The sequence below is a fragment of the Bradyrhizobium sp. USDA 4452 genome, from assembly GCF_054063575.1.
The window spans coordinates 1717080-1735144 of the sequence record NZ_JBSSGK010000001.1; the positions used below are offsets into that span (position 1 = coordinate 1717080).

At 64.7% G+C, this 18065-nt stretch carries 13 protein-coding genes; 3 read left to right on the forward strand and 10 right to left on the reverse strand.

Annotation, left to right across the window (positions count from 1 at the left end; genetic code table 11):
• Nucleotides 1-100: 100 nt before the first annotated feature.
• The 9 genes from ACVISU_RS08255 to ACVISU_RS08295 all read right to left on the reverse strand — a co-directional run bounded on the left by ACVISU_RS08255 (nucleotide 101) and on the right by ACVISU_RS08295 (nucleotide 12744).
• The gene (locus tag ACVISU_RS08255; protein WP_456706595.1) at nucleotides 101-4363 is read right to left on the reverse strand and encodes an autotransporter domain-containing protein; all 4263 of its coding nucleotides are present in this window, start codon (nucleotides 4361-4363) and stop codon (nucleotides 101-103) included.
• 197 nt (nucleotides 4364-4560) lie between these two features.
• The gene (locus ACVISU_RS08260) at nucleotides 4561-5550 is read right to left on the reverse strand and encodes a DMT family transporter (protein WP_456706596.1); all 990 of its coding nucleotides are present in this window, start codon (nucleotides 5548-5550) and stop codon (nucleotides 4561-4563) included.
• Nucleotides 5551-5744: 194 nt separating this feature from the next.
• Nucleotides 5745-6584: an aldo/keto reductase gene (locus ACVISU_RS08265; protein WP_456706597.1), complete on the reverse strand. Its 840-nt coding sequence runs from the start codon at nucleotides 6582-6584 to the stop codon at nucleotides 5745-5747.
• A gap of 207 nt (nucleotides 6585-6791) precedes the next feature.
• Nucleotides 6792-7694 carry an SMP-30/gluconolactonase/LRE family protein gene (locus ACVISU_RS08270; RefSeq protein WP_172803638.1) on the reverse strand — a complete coding sequence of 301 codons (903 nt, stop codon included), beginning with the start codon at nucleotides 7692-7694 and terminating at the stop codon, nucleotides 6792-6794.
• Between the two features lie 205 nt (nucleotides 7695-7899).
• Nucleotides 7900-8322 (reverse strand): globin family protein, encoded by a 423-nt coding sequence (locus ACVISU_RS08275; RefSeq protein WP_050404604.1) that lies wholly within the window; start codon nucleotides 8320-8322, stop codon nucleotides 7900-7902.
• A gap of 59 nt (nucleotides 8323-8381) precedes the next feature.
• Complete coding sequence (locus ACVISU_RS08280) at nucleotides 8382-9197, reverse strand: ABC transporter ATP-binding protein (protein WP_456706598.1); 816 nt, start codon at nucleotides 9195-9197, stop codon at nucleotides 8382-8384.
• Between the two features lie 10 nt (nucleotides 9198-9207).
• Nucleotides 9208-10110, reverse strand: a complete 903-nt coding sequence (gene ntrB / locus ACVISU_RS08285) for a nitrate ABC transporter permease (RefSeq protein ID WP_456706599.1) — start codon at nucleotides 10108-10110, stop codon at nucleotides 9208-9210.
• A 61-nt stretch (nucleotides 10111-10171) separates the two neighbouring features.
• The gene (locus ACVISU_RS08290; protein ID WP_456706600.1) at nucleotides 10172-11482 is read right to left on the reverse strand and encodes a CmpA/NrtA family ABC transporter substrate-binding protein; all 1311 of its coding nucleotides are present in this window, start codon (nucleotides 11480-11482) and stop codon (nucleotides 10172-10174) included.
• A gap of 347 nt (nucleotides 11483-11829) precedes the next feature.
• On the reverse strand, nucleotides 11830-12744 hold the full coding sequence (locus ACVISU_RS08295) for a dioxygenase family protein (RefSeq protein WP_050404608.1): 915 nt from the start codon (nucleotides 12742-12744) through the stop codon (nucleotides 11830-11832).
• A 144-nt stretch (nucleotides 12745-12888) separates the two neighbouring features.
• On the opposite strand from ACVISU_RS08295, the gene ACVISU_RS08300 reads away from it, so the two are divergent.
• From ACVISU_RS08300 to ACVISU_RS08310, 3 genes are all read left to right on the forward strand, one after another.
• On the forward strand, nucleotides 12889-14163 hold the full coding sequence (locus ACVISU_RS08300) for a serine hydrolase domain-containing protein (protein ID WP_050404609.1): 1275 nt from the start codon (nucleotides 12889-12891) through the stop codon (nucleotides 14161-14163).
• Between the two features lie 124 nt (nucleotides 14164-14287).
• On the forward strand, nucleotides 14288-15796 hold the full coding sequence (locus ACVISU_RS08305; protein WP_456706601.1) for a sensor histidine kinase: 1509 nt from the start codon (nucleotides 14288-14290) through the stop codon (nucleotides 15794-15796).
• 100 nt (nucleotides 15797-15896) lie between these two features.
• The gene (locus tag ACVISU_RS08310) at nucleotides 15897-17216 is read left to right on the forward strand and encodes a dicarboxylate/amino acid:cation symporter (RefSeq protein ID WP_050405934.1); all 1320 of its coding nucleotides are present in this window, start codon (nucleotides 15897-15899) and stop codon (nucleotides 17214-17216) included.
• Nucleotides 17217-17267: 51 nt separating this feature from the next.
• On the opposite strand, the gene ACVISU_RS08315 is transcribed toward ACVISU_RS08310, so the two are convergent.
• Nucleotides 17268-17579 (reverse strand): hypothetical protein, encoded by a 312-nt coding sequence (locus tag ACVISU_RS08315; RefSeq protein ID WP_456706602.1) that lies wholly within the window; start codon nucleotides 17577-17579, stop codon nucleotides 17268-17270.
• Nucleotides 17580-18065: the final 486 nt, after the last annotated feature.

Genomic DNA, 18065 nt, shown 5'->3' on the forward strand with positions numbered 1-18065 from the left:
TCGTCCCACTCATTTTGATGCGTATTTCGTCTCGCGAAATACATGGTCGCGGATCAAGTCCGCGACAGGCGTTGGCTGCGGGAGGCTATAGCACGGAGGGTCACCACGTATAGCGCATAACGCCCTTGCCGGCGTAGGACTGGGTGACGCTGGAGAATTCACCCTCGAAGGTCGCAGCCGCCGACCAGCCGTTGCGCCACTTGATCTCCGCCGAGGCGGTGGTCAGCGCGGCCTCGCTGGCCTGCGCCGCACTGTTGACCACGAAGGCCGCCCCCGGCAGCGCCTGGAACACGGCCGCGGAGCTGCGGTTCGGGTTGAAGTCGTGCGCCCAGGCGACGCGGCCGCGCAGCGTCACGATGCCGCCGTCGACCGCGAAGGATTTGTCGGAGCGGATGCCAAGTTCGCTCCTGACGTCGGTAACGCTCCTCGCCGCATAGTTCAGCGCGAAGGCACCGCCACCGGCGACCACGCTCTCCGCATAGCCCGGCAGCTCGAAGCTGGTGAATTGCGCCGCCGCGTAAGGTGTCAGCCCGATCCAGGGCGTGGCGGCACGATAGCCGCCTTCGAGCCGGCCCGACCACGCATTGGCGTTGAAGTTCGCCCGCAGGTGGTCGACGCCCGCGGCGGTCACGATGCGGTCGGTGGTGATGTCCTGCCAGCCATAGGCGAGCGCGGCGCTCAGATACGCCGCGCCGACGGTGTGGCGAACGAACGCGCCGGCCTGGAACAGGTCGGAGCGGCCCCAACCGAGACCGTTGGTGCTGAAGCTGGTAGCACCGCCGGCGAGCGCAAAGCCCGCAATGGTGTTCGGCGAGAAGCGGTAGTCGGCTCCGACCGCGGTGCCGTAAACGCTGCTGCTGGTGTTGTTCGAGCCGAGCACCGCATTGCCGCTGGTGGTCTGCGAACCGCCATAGCCCGCTGTCCAGATGCTCCAGCGCTGCTCGAAGTCGGGCTGCAGCGGCGGCGGTGCCTTGGCGTAAATCGCGGCCAGCGCATCGCGTGGCTCGGTCGTGCGCGCCGCGTACGCCAGCGACGCGCTCTCCTCGGCAAACGGCGTAGCGCTCGCGCCACTACCGAAACCACCATCGCGCTCGGCGACGAACGGATCGGTCAGCAGACCTAGGAACTGGTTCATCGCGTTGAACGTCGCCTGCTGCGATCCGGTCGCCCCCTCGCCCGAGGCCTGGGTCAGGCCGTTCGGCGAGAGTCCCGCATAAGCCACGTTGATGCCGCCATTGCCACTAAAGAAGTTCTGCAGCGTCGCGGCAACGTTGCTCTGGTTGACGTTGAGCTTCGATTTCACGGCGTAATCGAGCGCGAAATTGAGATAGGCATTGTTTGCGTCGTAACCGAGCGTTGCAACCAGACCCGACGGCAGCCCTGTTGAAGCGACACCGGCGAACACGCCGTTGCGACCGCCGGCCGCCGACAGGATGGTGTATTGCCTGGCGATCGTGCTGCCGGCAGCGATGCTGACACCCACCGATCCGGCAAGCGCCGCGGTGCCGGTCACCTTGGCTGATGTGGCGGCGGTCGCATTGAGCCCGACCAGATACAGCGCACCAGACTGGAAGGCGACATTGCCCGCTACGTTGAGGAATGTGCCCGGTGTCGCATTGCCTGGCAGCAAAATGCCACCGCTCGCAATCGTCGTATTGCCGACGGTGCCGATACCGGAGAGCGCGCCGCCTGAATTCACCGTGACTGAACTCGACGACGCGATCGAACCATCGACTTGCAGGACGCCGCCATTGACAACGGTAGCTCCGGTATAGGTGTTGACACCCGAGAGAGTCAGCGTGCCACTGCCGGTCTTTTCCAGATTGCCAGGCCCGGCCGGGCCGCAACCGCAGGGATTGGAATCCGCGATCACGCCGCTGACGACTGTCGAGAGATTGTTGCCACCGACCGCGAGCGTGTTGCCCCCACCGATGTAGTAAGTGCCCGAGCCCGCGATCGAACCTGCGGTGATGCGACCATCACCGTTCGGCCCAAGGCTGCCGCCGAAGTCGACATAGCCGGTTCCCTGGGTGATGAACTGCGCGGCACCGCCGGTCGCGTTGTCGACGAACTTGACGCTCGCGCCGCTCTCGGTCGTGATCATGGCGTTTCCGGCCGTCGCATATGCGGCAAAGATCAGCGCGCCGCCGGACCGGTTGGTGATCGTCGCGTTGCCTGCGGTCGGCGCTTCGGTCGCCTCGCCGAACGGGCCGAAATAGGTCACGCCGCTGTTGTCGATGGTCGCGTTCGCCGCGGTGCTGCTCTGGAAGAAACTTATATAGCCGGTGGCGGACGTCGTCATCTTCGCCGACGCCGCCGACGAAAATTCGAGGAAATACGTCGAGCCGACGTTGTTACCATTGGTGTTGTCACCATTGGTAATGGTGGAATTGCCCGCGGTGCTGCTGTCGCGAAACACCGTGGCGCCGAAATTCCGGTTGACGATCACAGCCGTCGACGCCGTCGTGGAATTGTGGAACGTCGTGCTGGCGCCGTTGGAGCCGTCGTTGACGATCTTGGTGATGCCCGCCGTGTTGGCGTTGACGATCTCGAACCTGCCGTTGACAGCGACTTCGCCGACGATCGAGGCGGTGTGGCTGGCGTCGCCGAGTTGCAGCGTTGCGCAATTGCAGATCGTGGTGCCGCCGGCATAGGTGTTGGTGCCTGTCAACACCACGCGGCCGACGAAGGCCGAAGCGCCCAGCACTGACAGTCCACCGGCGCCGCCAATGTTGCCCGAGTAAGTGAAGGTGGATCCGTTGCCGTCGATGCTGCCGCCGGTAGCGTTGACCTGTGCGTTGTTCGCGATCGTGTAGTTGCCGCCGGCCTGCAGCGTCCCGCCGTCGAAGCTCAGCAGGCCGGTGCCGATCGCCGACGAGACGATCGCGCCCGGCGTACCCACGGTGTCGACGCCGACTAGCAGCACGCTGCTGCCGCCGGCAACGCCGCACGCAGTGCCGCAGATCGTGGTGCCGCCGGTATATGTATTCGCTCCGGACAGCACCAGCCTGCCGCCCCCGTTGAGCACGATATCGCCGGCACCGCTGATAGGCCCCGACATCGCGTTTGTGGTACCGGCGGCGACGGTGATGATGGGATCGCTGTTGATGACGATGGTGTTGGCGATGTTGACGCCGTTGCCGTCCAGCACCAGCCTGGTGAGACCGGCAAGCGTCTCGCCCATCTTCAGCGTGCCGCTGCCGAGTGCATTGCTGTTGCGGATGACGAGCGTCGATCCGTCGCTCACCGAGGTGCCGCCGGTGTAGGTGCTGGCACCGGTGACGATCAGCGAGCGCCCACCATCCAGCTTGACGGCAACCGAGGCGTCGGTGGCCAAGCCATTGAGGCCCGTGATGCCGGAGATGGTGACATCGCCCGACGCGCCGGCCGCGCTGGTTTGCAGGAACGTCAGGCTGGCGCCGACACCATTTGCAATCGCAAGATTGCCACTGAGCGTTCCACCGACCGACGTCAGCGTATTGGCTCCGCCGGTGAAGCCGATCGCGTTGCCCTGCGCACCCGGGCCGCCGCCACCGGTGATCGTTCCGCTGTTGATGATGGTCAAGCCGCTACCGACGATTCCGGAACCGCCCGTGCCTGCTGCGCCGGGCTTCCCCCGCGTGCCGCCGGTGGACGGCTCGCCTTGATTCGCGTCGACATCGGACACCTGCGCGCCGCCACCACCGCCCGCGCCACCCGAGATCGAGCCGGAATTCCTGATCGTTGCGCCTGGCGCACTGACGACGATGCCGGTGCCGCCGTCACCGCCGCCGCCACCGACATCGCCGGCGCCGCCCGCACCGCCATTGCCGCCTGTGATGCTGCCGCTGTTTGAGTGGATTCCTGCGCCGGTGATGGTGAATGCACTGCCGCCCGCACCACCACCACCGCCGCCGCCAGCGATTTGGGCTGAAGGGTTCGAGGCGTTGACGCCACCGTCGCCGCCCCTGCCGCCATTGCCGCCCATCACTATCCCGGTGTTGTTCAGCGTCGCGCTGGACGTTCCGCTGAGCCCGCCGCCGCCACCGCCACCACCACTCGCGGTAAATGAACCGATCGTTCCAGCAACGCCATCCTGTCCGGCCGCGCCACCGGCACCGCCGCCGGGAGAGGCGTTATTCCCGCCGGGGCCGCCGGCACCTCCGGCGGCGCCCTCAGCGCCGCCGCCGCCACCACCACCGGTGCATTGGCATGAGCGATTCGGAGCGCCGCCGTCGCCGCCGACGCCACCGCTCACACCGGGAATGCCGCCGGCACCGCCATATTGTCCTGTCGACTGATAGTTACCCTCGCCGCCGGCGCCGCCGTTTTGTGCGACAACCGGCCCGGCGAGCAGAGCGGTTGAAGGGATGATCGCGACCATCAACCAGCCTCGCAGACGGATTCGCGCGCAGCCCCACTCTCGCATTGCCCCAGCCCCAAATCGATAGCGCCGCGCGGACGCGGCTTGACCCGAATGGGCTATCTTGCAACTCGCGGGAGGCGCGTCTTCTCAAGCCGTGCACAGTCAGCGCATCAGGTCGGATTCAGGGCATCTGTTGTAAAATGGATACGCGTTGGTCAGGCGTTCGGCGAAGGCTCGTTGGCCACGTCCAGCAACTGCGACCGTCGGACGCGCTCGCGATGCGCGGTGTAGAGGCCGGAGGCGACGATGAAGCCGGCGCCGAGGATGGTCCAGCTATCGGGCACTTCGCCGAAGATCAGGAAGCCGAGGATGCTGACCCACAGCAGCTGCGTGTAGGAGAACGGCGCCAGCACCGAGGCATCGCCGTAGCGGAACGCCAGCACGACGATCCACTGTCCGACGGTGGACGCGACGCCAATCAGGATGCCGAACATGATGTCGTGCCAGCTCGGCGTGACCCAGACGAACGGCACCAGCGCGCTGACGATGGCGACGCCCACGATCGACGAATAGGTCATCACCGTGATCGGACGTTCGCTGCCGCTCATCATGCGCGTCAGGATCAGGGTGGCGGCCCAGGCCAGCGCCGAGACGAGCGGGAAGACAGCCGCTGGATGGAAGGCGCTGGTGCCCGGCCGCAGGATGATGAACACGCCGGCGAGGCCGACCGCGGTCGCGACCCAGCGGCGCATGCCGACCTTCTCGCCGAGGAAAGCGATCGACAACGCAGTGACGAACAGCGGCGAGACGAAGCTGGTGGCCGAGGCCTCGGCGATCGGCAGGAAGCCGAGCCCCGTGATGAAGATCAGGGAGGAGCCGAGCAGCGCAGCGCCGCGCAGCACGTGCAGGCCGGGGCGGCTGCTGCGCAGCGCGAACAGCGGCGAGCCCGGCAGCATCGCCGGCGTCATGATCAGCGCGAACACCAGGAAGCGGATCCAGGCGATCTCGATCGAAGGCAGCGACGACGACAGATATTTCGCGGTGACGTCGGAGGTGCCCAGGAACACGGTCGACAGCAGGATCAGCGCAATGCCCTTGAACGGCCGGTCGGTGTGGGCCGGCGCCTTGCGTGCAACGGACGTTTTCGCGGGCAATGCAAGAGGAACGCTGTCCAGCCTGGCGGCTACGGCGGGGGGCGGTGTCACGGCAATCTCGATGAGCAAAATAAGGGGAATCTGCTGTTCGTACAGAACGCCAATTCCGCTGCGAGAACAATGCCCGAAAACGGGACTCCGATATGCACCAGCGCGCGCGACCGCCCGCCGCAGCCGGTGCGCGGCCGCAACCGCAACAGTTTGTTAAGAACTGTGTGGAGCGGAGCTTCTCGTGAATCCTCGAACTAGAGCATCGGCAGCGAGCGCGGCTTTGGCCCGCGCGGGAACGCCGCATCGAGCGCGGCGATCTCGTCGCCGCTGAGCTTGAGCGTTCCCGCCACGGCATTCTCCGCCGCGTGGTCCGCGGTCGACGCCTTCGGAATCGCGAGCACCGGCGGCAGCCGCGTGAGAAAGCTCAGCGCGACCTGGCGCGGCGTCGCCCGGTGCGCCTGCGCGATCGATTGCAGCACCGCACCTGACTTGCTCGACGGGGACGGAAAATCATTGTGGCCGAACGGTGAGTAGGCGACCACGGCCACGCCATGCCGCTCGCACCACGGGATCACGGCGTGCTCGATGGCGCGCTCGCGCAGATGGTAGAGCACCTGGTTGCAGGCGATCTTGCCCTCGCCCGTGACATCGCGCAGTTCATCGAGATCGTCTGCGTCGAAATTGCTGACGCCCCAGGAACGGATCTTGCCGGCCGCGATCAATTCGTCGAACGCCGCGACCGTCTCGGCGAGCGGAGTGGTTCCACGCCAGTGCAGCAGATAGCAATCGAGGCGATCGGTCTTCAGCCGCTTCAGCGAGCGCTCGCAGGCGGTGATGGTGCCGCGCCGCGACGCGTTGCTCGGCAACACCTTCGAGACCAGGAACAGCTCGTCGCGGCGGCCGGCGATCGCATCTGCAATCACGAGTTCAGCGTCGCCATACATCTCGGCGGTGTCGATATGCGTCATGCCGGCATCGATACCGCGCTTCAGCGCAGCGATCGCCGCCTTGCGGTCACCGCGATCGAGATACCAGGTGCCCTGCCCGATCACCGAGACCTGCGGGCCGTTGCTGCCGAATTTTTTTGTCTGCACGATCGCCTCGTTGTGCGTGGGTCGCCTCTCGCCCCATACGACGATAGAGGAAATGGGCAGCAATGTCTCGTCATCGTCGCCCCGGCGTAGGCCGGGACTCATCACCACAGGGGCAGATGCGAAAGCAAATTGCGGTCGCAGCGTCGTCCGGCAACGTAGATTTGGGGTTATGCCTCGCGACCTCGCCGGGACGACGGCGGACCGTAGCTAACCGTCGATCCCGCTGATGTCGGCGACCAGCACCGTGCCCGTCACCGATTCCGTGATGTAGAGGCGGTCGCGGCTGGCGCCCCCGATCGCGACATTGGTGCAGCTTGGTCCGGCGCAGGACTTGATGCGCGCGATGCACTCGCCGTTCGGTGCGAACACGAAGACGTGGCCGAGCGAGGCGTGGGCCACGAACAGCCGTCCCGCTTTATCCATCGTCATTCCGTCGGGTCCACTCGTGCCGAACAGCGAGCAGAAGCGCCCGACCTTGGAGACGCTTCCGTCCTTCATGAACGGCGCGCGCCAGACCGCATTGTCCCGCGTCATGGCGACGAACAGCACCGCCTCGTGCGGATCCAGTACCAGCCCGTTCGGGCTGATGCCGGTATCGATCAGGCAGTCGAGCGCACCGCTCGCCCGCAGACGATAGACCCGGCCGGTCGGATCGTGCAGCCCGGTCTGACCCTGGTCGGTGAAATAGATGTCGCCGTTCGAGGCGATGTGCAGGTCGTTGCAGCCGCGGAACGATTCCGAATTGCGCGAACGCAGCAGCGGCGTGACCTCGCCCGATTTGGCATCGAGTTCCATCAGCCCGTGCCGGTAGTCGGCAATCAGGATGCGGCCCTTCGCGTCGATCTTCAGCCCGTTCGGCCAGCCGTCATACTCGGCGACCTGCGTCCATGACTTGTCCGGCGCGATCCTGAAGATGCGGCCGAACGGAATGTCGACGATGTAGAGATTGCCCGACGCATCGAACGACGGCCCCTCGATGAAACAGTCGGTCACCGCGCCCGGCCGGTTGGCGTCGGCCCATTCGCTCGCCACCTTGCGGCGGAATTCGGCGGGCACAGCAGAGAAGATTTCGGTCGGGATCAGTTTCGGCGGCGTTTCCAGGAACATCATTTTGGGCTCGCACTCGTTGGCAAACGGGTGCGACCATAGACGGAATCGACTGAGCGGCCAAACCTCCTCACGCGTCATTGCGAGGAGCGAAGCGACGAAGCAATCCATTCGCGCCGCCTGTACGACCGATGGATTGCTTCGCTGCGCTCACAATGACGTGGACGGATCGTTGTGCCGGTCGCCAGTGGTGGCTCAAGGCGACTCCCTACTCCGCCGCCTGCGCCCCATAGGCCTCCGAAATCATATAGCCGGACAGCGTGCCGTAGGCCGCGGTCCATGCCGCGGCGACGTCAGGTGTCCAGGCGTCGCCGAGCCCCTTCTCCAGCGTCCACAGCAACGCGCCGCCGACCACCGGATAATGCTCAGGCCTGGCGCCGTAGCCGACATGGCGCTTGGCGAGCACACTCGCGGCCGGAAGCACCGACGGCAGATTGCTCAATCCATTGACGACGACGGCAAGCGTTGCCATCAGCTTCTTGCGCTGCTCGGTCATATCGGAGGGAAACATCTCCTTCACGCCGGGCGCGACCTCGAACAGGCGGTCATAGAAGATGACTGCCGCCTGCTCCGACATCGGTGCGACCTTGGCGAAGGTCTGCTGGACGAGCCTGACCTGGTCTTCCGTCATGTGTGCCTCCGTGCACGCTGCTTCCTCGCCGCGCCATTGCGGCGAGGCAGAAAGACTGTTCACGTGAGCCGAGGGCTGCTCATGCCGCCTCGACGAAAGCTGTGGCGCTCATAGAGGAATTCGAGCACGCGCTGCCGGCATTTCAGATAGCCGGGGTGGGTCGCGAGCTCGAGCCGTTTGCGCGGACGCGCCAGCGGCACCTCGAGCACCTCGCCGATCCGCGCGCTCGGGCCGTTGGTCATCATGACGATACGGTCCGACAGCAGCACGGCCTCGTCGACGTCGTGGGTGATCATCAAGATGGTGTTGCCGAGCTTCTGGTGCAGAGCCATCACCGAATCCTGCAGATGCGCCCGGGTCAGCGCGTCGAGCGCGCCGAACGGCTCGTCGAGCAGCAGCACCTTCGGCTCCATCGCGAGCGCTCGCGCGATGCCGACGCGCTGCTTCATGCCGCCCGAAATCTCGCTCGGCCGCTTGTCCCTGGCGTGTGCCATCTGCACCAGGCTGAGATTGTGCATGACCCAGGCATTGCGCTCGGCCTTGCTCTTGGTCTTGGCGAACACCTTGTCGACGCCGAGCTTGACGTTCTCGTAGACGGTCAGCCACGGCAACAGGCTGTGGTTCTGGAACACCACGGCGCGATCGGGCCCCGGCGAGTTGATCTCGCGATCCTCCAGCAGCACGCCGCCATTGGTGGCGCCGGTGAGGCCGGCCACGATATTGAGCAGGGTCGACTTGCCGCATCCGGAATGGCCGATGATCGAGACGTATTCGCCTTTCCCGATCGTCAGGCTGATGTCCTTCAGAACCTCCGTGGTGGTGCTGCCGCGGGTGAAAACCTTGTCGATGTGATCGAGCTTCAGATAGGCCTGCATGACTCGTCCCTCAGTTTGCAGCCGTGCCGCGGGTCACGACTTTGCCGAGGCCCGCAATGAGCCTGTCGAGCACGAAGCCGATGATGCCGACATAGAACAGCGCCAGGATGATTTCGCTGATGTGCGAGGAATTCCACGCATCCCAGATGAAGAAGCCGATGCCGACGCCGCCGATCAGCATTTCCGCGGCGACGATCGCAAGCCAGGACAGGCCGATGCCGATGCGCAGGCCGGTGAACATGTAGGGCGCGGCCGCCGGGATCATGATCTTGGTGAAGAACTCCAGCGGATTGAGCTGCACGACCGCGGCGACGTTGCGGTAATCCTGCGGGATGTTGCGGATGCCGACCGCGGTGTTGATGATGATCGGCCACACCGAGGTGATGAAAATGACGAAGATCGCCGAGGGCTGGCCGTCGCGGAACGCCGCGAGCGACAACGGCAGCCAGGCCAGCGGCGGGATGGTGCGCAGCACCTGGAACAGCGGATCGAGCCCGCGCATCGCCCAGACCGATTGTCCGACCAGCGTGCCGAGCGCGATGCCTGCGATCGCCGCCAGCGAGTAGCCGTAGGCGACGCGCTGCAGGCTGGCGGAGAGATGCCAGAACAGGCCCTTGTCGATGCCGCCATGGTCGAAGAACGGATCGAGGATCAGCTCTTTGGTATCCCTGAACACTTTGGAAGGCGGCGGCAGGCTGGAGCCGGCGCGCCGGCAGATCAGCTCCCACACCACCAGCAGCAGCGCGCCCACGATCAGCGGCGGCACCACGCGCGCCGCGGTCTCCTTCGCCATCCTCGCATAGGCTTCTGCGCGCGGCGGGCGCTTCGGCGTCATGGTCACGACCGGCGCCGCGGCAGCGGCTGGCGGGATCGCCACCGCCGACACTTCGGTCTTCATGGCATGCATCGACATTGACAGACAATCTCCGTGGTCATGCGATGGGCCGCGCAGGCGAGCGCGGCCCTGTGAGAGTTCAGACATCGACGCGCTTGATGGACAGCGACTTCAGATAGGCGGCGGGATTCTCCGGATCGAAGACCTTGCCATCGAAGAAAGTCTCCTTGCCGCGCGAGGTCGAGGCCGGAATGTCGGACACCCCCAGCTCCTTGGCGGCCTCCTTCCAGAGATCCTCGCGGTTGACCTTGGCGATCAGTGCCTTGGTATCGAAACCCGCCTCATACTTGCCCCAGCGGATGTCCTCGGTCAGGAACCAGAGGTCGTGGCTCTGATAGGGATAGGACGCATTGTCCTTCCAGAACCGCATCTGCTGCGGCGAATTCTCGACCACGCGGCCGGTGCCGTAGTCGAACTTGCCCCTCATGCGATCGGTGATGTCCTCGACCGGACAGTTGATCCACTGACGCTTGGCGCAGATTGCCGCGGTCTCCTCGCGGTTCTCCATCTTCTCGCACCACTGCTGCGCTTCCATCACAGCCATCAGCAGCGCCTTCGCGGCCTTCGGGTTCTTGTCGACCCAGGCGGCGCGCAGGCCGAACGATTTCTCCGGATGCTTGTCCCAGAGTTCGCCGGTCGTGATCGCGGTGTAGCCGATCTCCTGATGGATCAGCTGCAGATTCCACGGCTCGCAGACGCAGAAGCAATCCATGGTGCCGACCTTCATGTTGGCCACCATCTGCGCGGGCGGCACCACGATGGTCTCGATGTCCTTGTCGGGATCGATGCCGCCGGCGGCGAGCCAGTAGCGGATCCAGAGGTCGTGCGTGCCGCCCGGGAAAGTCATCGCGGCCTTCACCGGCTTGCCGGAAGCCTTCTTCTTCTCCAGCGCCGCCTTGAACGGCGTGGTGTCGACGCCGACCTTGAGATCGGCATAATCCTTGGCGACCGAGATGCACTGACCGTTCAGATTGAGCCGCGCCATGATGTACATCGGCGTCGGCTGATTGTTCTGCGTTACCTTGCCGGCCGAGATCAGATACGGCATCGGGGTCAGGATATGCGCGCCGTCGATGCCGTTGCCCTCGGAGCCGAGCACGAGATTGTCTCGCGTGGTGCCCCACGAGGCCTGCTTCTGCACCTCGACATCGGGCATGCCGTATTTGGCGAAGATGCCCTTCTCCTTGGCGATGAACAGCGGCGAGGCATCGGTCAGCGCGATGAAGCCGAGCTTGGCGCCCTTCACTTCCGGGCCTGCGCCTTCAGCGAATGCACCAGCGGGAAAGTTGAACCTGGCCGCGGCGAGCAGCGCGGCGGCGCCGCTGCTCGCCTTCAGGAGCCGGCGACGGCTGATCGCATCGCCTGGGCGCTTGTTGATGGGTTTGGTCATCGGTCGTCCTTTGCGTCGTTGCGTTGCGGTGATGCGTCTGTGCGTCGAGCGCCCTCCGTCGGGTGGCGACGCGCGCAGGGCGCAAAAGGGCATGCACCGGGGAGGCCCGGACGAGCGGCGTCAGAAATCCGATGGGGTGGCCTCGAGGGACGACTTCAATGGCGTCGGAGCTTGACTATTCAAGCCTTGTGCCAAGCTACTGCAGTGCAAAAATCGATTTTAATGCAATGTTTTGCGCAACTTGTCGCGGCGCGCAGGGGTCGCAGCGCGTGCGCCGCCAAAAAATGCGACTCGCTCAATTCTTGTGCATCGCACATGAATTGAGCAGAGGGTTTGGTCGACAGCGATCAGGCGTCTTCGGCGACCTTGGTGCCGAGCGGCGCGGGCGCCATTCCGCCGCCGGGCTTCACATGGAATTCGTAGGTCATCAGGCTCCACGGACCATCCGAGCGCTGGCCGTCGGGCATCACGGGATCGGTGCGCCGCTCGACCTTGGCGATCAGCTCGTCCTTCACGCCGAACACGACGTCGGAGTCGATATATTTGTCGCCTTCGACGAACACATGCGTGATCAGCGGCTCATGGTCCTTGGCGTTGACCAGGAAGTGCACATGCGCCGGCCGCATCGGGTGACGGTTGGTCTGGGTGATCATCTGCCCGACCGGGCCATCGGTCGGGATCGGATAGCTGCACGGCACGATGGTGCGGAAGAAGAAGCGGCCGTCGGCATCGGTGATGAAGCGCGCCCGTGACGAGGGGCCTTCGCTGGCATAGCTCGGCTTCTGCGAGTCATAGAACCCGTCGTCGTCCGCGTGCCAGACGTCGACTGGCACATTGGCCAGCGGCTTGCCGTCAAGGTCGGTGACGCGGCTTTGCACGAACATGCGCTCGCCGGGCAGGCTTGCGGAGATGTCGGTGCCGTGCGGCGTCACCTTGTGCTCGCCGACATAGAACGGGCCGAGCACGGTGGTCTCGGTCGCGCCGTCGCGATCGCGGTGATTGACGGCATCGACCAGCATCGACACGCCAAGCACGTCGGACAGCAGGATGAATTCCTGGCGGATGTCCGTGCACTTCTGCCCGGTGCGGGTCAGGAAGCCGATGGCGTGGTCCCATTCCTCGAAGGTCAGATCGGTCTTGCGCACGTAATCGTGCAGCGACTTCACCAGTTCCTGCAGCAGGAACTTGGCCCGCGGATCGGGCGTCTGGTCGAAGCTGCGGATGACGGCTGTCGTGAGTTCGGTTTCGTTGAACTGGGTCATCTCGGCGTTTCCCGTATCCCTAGAGGGCGCGATTGCAGGGGCGAGCGTACACTACCGGCGAGGTGCCGGTAAGCGGCGGCCGATTGCTGCAGCGGACACTTTTCGGCTATCAAGGGCTGCCTCGCCAGCCGGAGAAAATGCCCGATGTTAGCTCCCACGCCTGCCTCACCCGAATCCGCGGGAATGTCGACCACCGCCCTCAACCGCCTCGAAGCGCATCTGAAGAGCCGCTACATCGATGCCGGCCGCTTTCCGGGCACCCAGGTCCTGATCTACCGCCGCAGCAAGATCGTGCATTCCACCGTTCAGGGCTTTGCCGATCTCGAGCGCAAGGCGCCGATGAAGGACGACACCATTTTCCGCATCTATTCGATGACCAAGCCGATCACCTCGGTCGCCTTCATGATGCTGGTCGAGGAAGGCAAGGTCGCGCTCGACGAACCGGTCGCCAAATATATTCCGGAATGGAAGAACCTCGGCGTGTTCGTCGCGGGCACCGCGCCGGCCTTCCTGACCCGCCCCCCGACGCGGCCGATGCTGATCGTCGACCTGCTGCGCCACACCTCGGGCCTCACCTACGGTTTCCAGCAGCGCTCCAACGTGGACGCAGCCTATCGCGAGAAGAAGATCGGCGAAGTCATCAAGGCCGGCACGCTCGACAGCATGATCGAGGACCTGGCCAAGATCCCGCTGGAATTCTCGCCGGGTGAAGCCTGGAACTACTCGGTCTCCACCGACGTGCTCGGCTATCTCGTCGGCAAGATTTCCGGCATGCCGTTCGAGCAGTTCCTGAAGGAGCGGATCTTCGAGCCGCTCGGCATGAACGACACCGACTTCTTCGTGCCTTCGGACAAGGCGCACCGCTTTGCCGCCTGCTATTCCGCCGACCCGCAGGGCGGCTTCAACCCGCTCGCTGCCGAGCGCAAGGGCACGCTGACCTTGCAGGACGATCCGGCCACCAGCTCGTTCCTGTCGCCGCCTTCGCTGGTCTCCGGCGGCGGCGGGCTGTGCTCGACCGCGGCCGACTATCTGACCTTCTGCCGGGCGCTGCTCAATGGCGGCGAACTCGGCGGCGTCCGGCTGCTCGGCCCGAAGACGCTGAGGCTGATGGCCTCCAACCATCTGCCGGGCGGCGTCGACCTGCCGGCGATGTCGCGCTCGATGTTCGCCGAGGCCGCCTATAACGGCATCGGCTTCGGCCTCGGCTTCGCCGTCACCATGCACCCGGCGCAGACGCTGATCGCGGGCAGCCCGGGTGAATTCAACTGGGGCGGCGCGGCGACGACATCGTTCTTCATCGATCCGGCCGAGGAGCTAATCACCATCTTCATGACACAGGTGCTGCCGTCGAGCGCCTATCCGCTGCGGCGCGAGCTGCGCACCATGGTTTATGCCGCGATCACAGAGAGCAATCTCTGACCAAGGGTTGTTCTGCGGCGCACACCGTGCGCCACAGAATTTTCAGATAACCATCATTTGCTTTAGCGGAACCTTCCCGCCGCCCCTACGCTCACAGCGAAATGGGCGCCGCCCCGGGGACTTCGTGCCGAAACTGACATTGCCAGTGCGTCTCGCGCTTCTGGTCGCGGGGACGATGTTGCCGCTGATCGTTTTCGCGGTCGGCATCGTCTTCCACAATTACCAGCGGGATCGTCAGGCTGCGACCCAGCGCGTGCTGGAAACGGCGCGCAGCATCCGCCTGCTGCTCGATGCCGAAATGCAGCGCATGACCGGCGGGCTGCAGGTGCTGGCGTTGACCGACTCGCTGCGCGACAGCGATTTCGGCAATTTCCGCCGCGTCGCGACGGGCTTCCTCGACCAGTATGGCAAGGACGGCGTGGTGCTGGTCGCCGACCGCCGGGGACGCCAGGCGTTCTCCTCGCTGACGCCGGACACCGCGAGCCTGCCGCCGCGCAACAATCTCGAGATCGTCGAGAAGGTGTTTACGACGCGGCAGCCGCAATACTCCAACCTGTTCTTCGGCGAGGTGAAGCAGCAACTGATCATCACCGTCGAAGTGCCGGTGATCCGCGACGGCGAAGTGCTCTACGACATCTCCTTCAGCCCGCCGATCGAGGTCTTCCAAGCCATGATCGAGAAGCAGCGCCTGAACCAGGACTGGACCATCTCGATCTTCGACGGCGACGGTGTCAATCTCGCCCGCGTGCCAAACCCGCACGCGACCATCGGGCAGCGCGCCTCGCCGACGTTGTTTGCCGAGATGTTCCGCCGCAGCGAGGCGACACTGCCGACGGTCTCGCTCGAAGGCGTCGCGCTGATCACCGGCTTCACCCGATCGCACGTCACCGGCTGGACGGTCGCCGCCGGGATCGCCGAGAACTCGCTGGTGGCGCCGCTGTGGCGCTCGCTCGCGATCACCAGCGTGATCGGCAGCATCCTGCTTCTGGTCGGCCTCGGCTTTGCGGTGCGGATGGCGACCACGATCGCGCGCGGCGAGATGCTGCACGACCTGCTGATCGAGGAGCTCAACCACCGCGTCAAGAACACGCTGGCGATCCTGCAATCGATCGCCACACAAACCTTCCGCAGCGCGAGCCGCGCCGAGCGCGACAAGTTCGAGGGACGGCTCGGTGCGCTGGCCGAGGCGCACAATCTGCTCTCGACCGACAAATGGCAGGGCTCCGACCTGCAGGACGTGATCAGCCGCGTGCTGCGGCCCTATCTCTTGAATGCCTCCGAACGGGTCAGGATGTTCGGACCCCGCGTGCCGCTGTCGCCCCGGCTTGCCTTGGTGCTGTCGATGCTCCTCCACGAGATGGCGACCAACGCCGCCAAATATGGCGCGCTGTCCAACGACACCGGCACGGTTACGCTGGACTGGGAAATCCTGGACGATGGCCCCGGACCGAAACTCCGGATGATCTGGACGGAGGCTGGCGGCCCTCCGGTCGCAGAACCGGTGCAGCGCGGTTTCGGCTCCCGGCTGATCGAGCGCAGCGCCCGCGACCAGCTGGGCGGCGAGGCCACGGTGGATTTCCTGCCCCACGGCGTCGTCTACACGGTGACCAGCACCCTCGAATCCGGCGACTGAGCGGGCAAATGCCCCTAAACCTGCGACATCTTGGCACGCAAGTTGCTAAGATGGGACAGGTTCGGCCGACCAGGACACCGGCCAAGAACAGGGGGAGTTCATGTCGACCATCGCCGCGGACGCTACAGTTGCACGCAAGCCGCTCTACACATCGCTGTTCGTGCAGGTGCTGGTCGCGCTGCTGCTCGGCATCATCATCGGCATGGCCGCGCCCGATTTCGCGATCGGGCTGAAAATCTTCAGCGATGCCTTCCTCAAGCTGATCTCGATGATCGTGGCGCCGATCGTGTTCTGCGTGGTGGTGCACGGCATCGCAGGCGCCGGCGACCTCAAGAAGGTCGGACGCGTCGGCGTCAAGGCGCTGGTGTATTTCGAGGCGATGACGACGGTCGCGCTCGTGGTCGGCTTGATCCTGGCCTATTTGTTCGGGCCCGGTCACGGCATGAACATCGATACTTCGACGCTGGATGCCAAGGCACTCGGCAACTATGCCAGCAACGCGCAGAAGCTGAAGGGCGAGGGCATCGGCAGCTTCCTGCTCAACATCATCCCGACCACCTCGTTCGACGCGCTGTCGCGCAACGACGTGCTGCAGGTCCTGTTCTTCGCCATCATCTTCGGCGTCAGCCTCGCGCTGGTCGGCGGCGAGAAGGGTGAGAAAATCTCCTCGTTCATCGACGCGGTCTCCACCGTGCTGTTCCGCGCCATGGGCCTGATCGTGCGCTTCGCGCCGATCGGCGTGCTCGGCGCCGTCGCCTACACGGTCGGCAAATACGGCGTCGGCTCGCTGAAGCAACTGCTGTCGCTGGTGGCGCTGTTCTACGTCTCGGTCGCCATCTTCGTGCTCGGCGTGCTCGGCGCCGTGATGGCGCTGGCCGGCATCAATATCCTCAAGTTTCTCGGCTACCTGCGCGAGGAGCTGATGATCGTGGTCGCAACGGCATCCTCCGATGCGGTGCTGCCGCAGGTGATGCGCAAGCTGGAGCATTTCGGCGTCAAGGATTCGGTGGTCGGCCTCGTGATTCCGACCGGCTATTCATTCAACCTCGACGCGTTCTCGATCTACCTGACGCTGGCGGTCGTCTTCATCGCGCAGGCAACCAACACGCCGCTGTCGTTCGGCGACCTGATGCTGGTGCTTGGCGTGTCGCTGATCACGTCGAAGGGCGCGCACGGCGTGCCGGGCTCGGCGATCGTCATCCTGGCTGCGACGCTCAATGCGGTGCCGAGCATCCCGGCGATCGGCCTCGTGCTGGTGCTGTCGGTCGACTGGTTCATCGGCATGGCGCGCGCAGTCGGCAATCTGATCGGCAACTGCGTCGCCACCGTCGTGGTCGCGGCCTGGGAAGGTGACCTCGACCGGGATAAGGCCCGTCGCGTGCTCGAGGGCACAGAGGCCGTCGACGTCACCGCGGGCTGACCCGCACGATACAGGGCCGGAGGCGTCCCGCGCATCGCGCGGGCCGCTGACTTACTTGATCAGCCGCAGATACGGCGGCAACTGCCTGGTCGCCGGTTCCTGCACTGGTTCTTCCGACGCGATCATGTCACACAGTGCCTTCAGCTCGGAATCCGTCACCTTGTGCAGTTCCATCCGGAGCTCGAGGATGGCAAGGGACAACAGCCGCGCCGTCTCCGTGTTCGCTCGGTCAGTCAGAAACGCCTGACATTCTTCCAGGGTTGCCAGCAGCGCCAGCAACCGTTCTTCCGTATTTGCGACCGGCATATCTTCCACTCCCGAAGCCGCGAGGTAGAGTCGAGGTGTTCCCCTCTTCCGCTTCATTTGGCCTCTCCTGCCAGAGTTCGCCGGCTTTCCGTAGGCGCACAATTGTTTCTGATGATTCAGAACTTTTAGGCAATTGTCCAGCAACATTCCGAAAGCCTGACTTGGACTTACGGCAAACTTTTCGCGTTTGCGGCGCTTCCGTCAAGCAACCGCAGACCGTCGCCGCGACCTCAGGCTGCACTAGCTGGGGTTGCATCCATACTAGGACGCTCGTACAATATTGGCTGCCCGTAGAACTACGGGCGCAGTGCAATGCCGCCCAGTAAGCATGCGCGCAAAATCTGTGTCGATCAAACTCGCGCTAGTTGTGGTTTGGTCAATATTTTGCCAAATGTAGAGGGCGGGGTGTCGACAGACACCTCGGCGCGGTCGACTTCAGGTAGTCGACCGAGTCGGTACTTGGGTGCTTCCAATGCGCGCAAATGCGTTTGGATACCATCCCGCGATCTTCTTGGATTTCGTCGTTCGGACGAACTGACGATC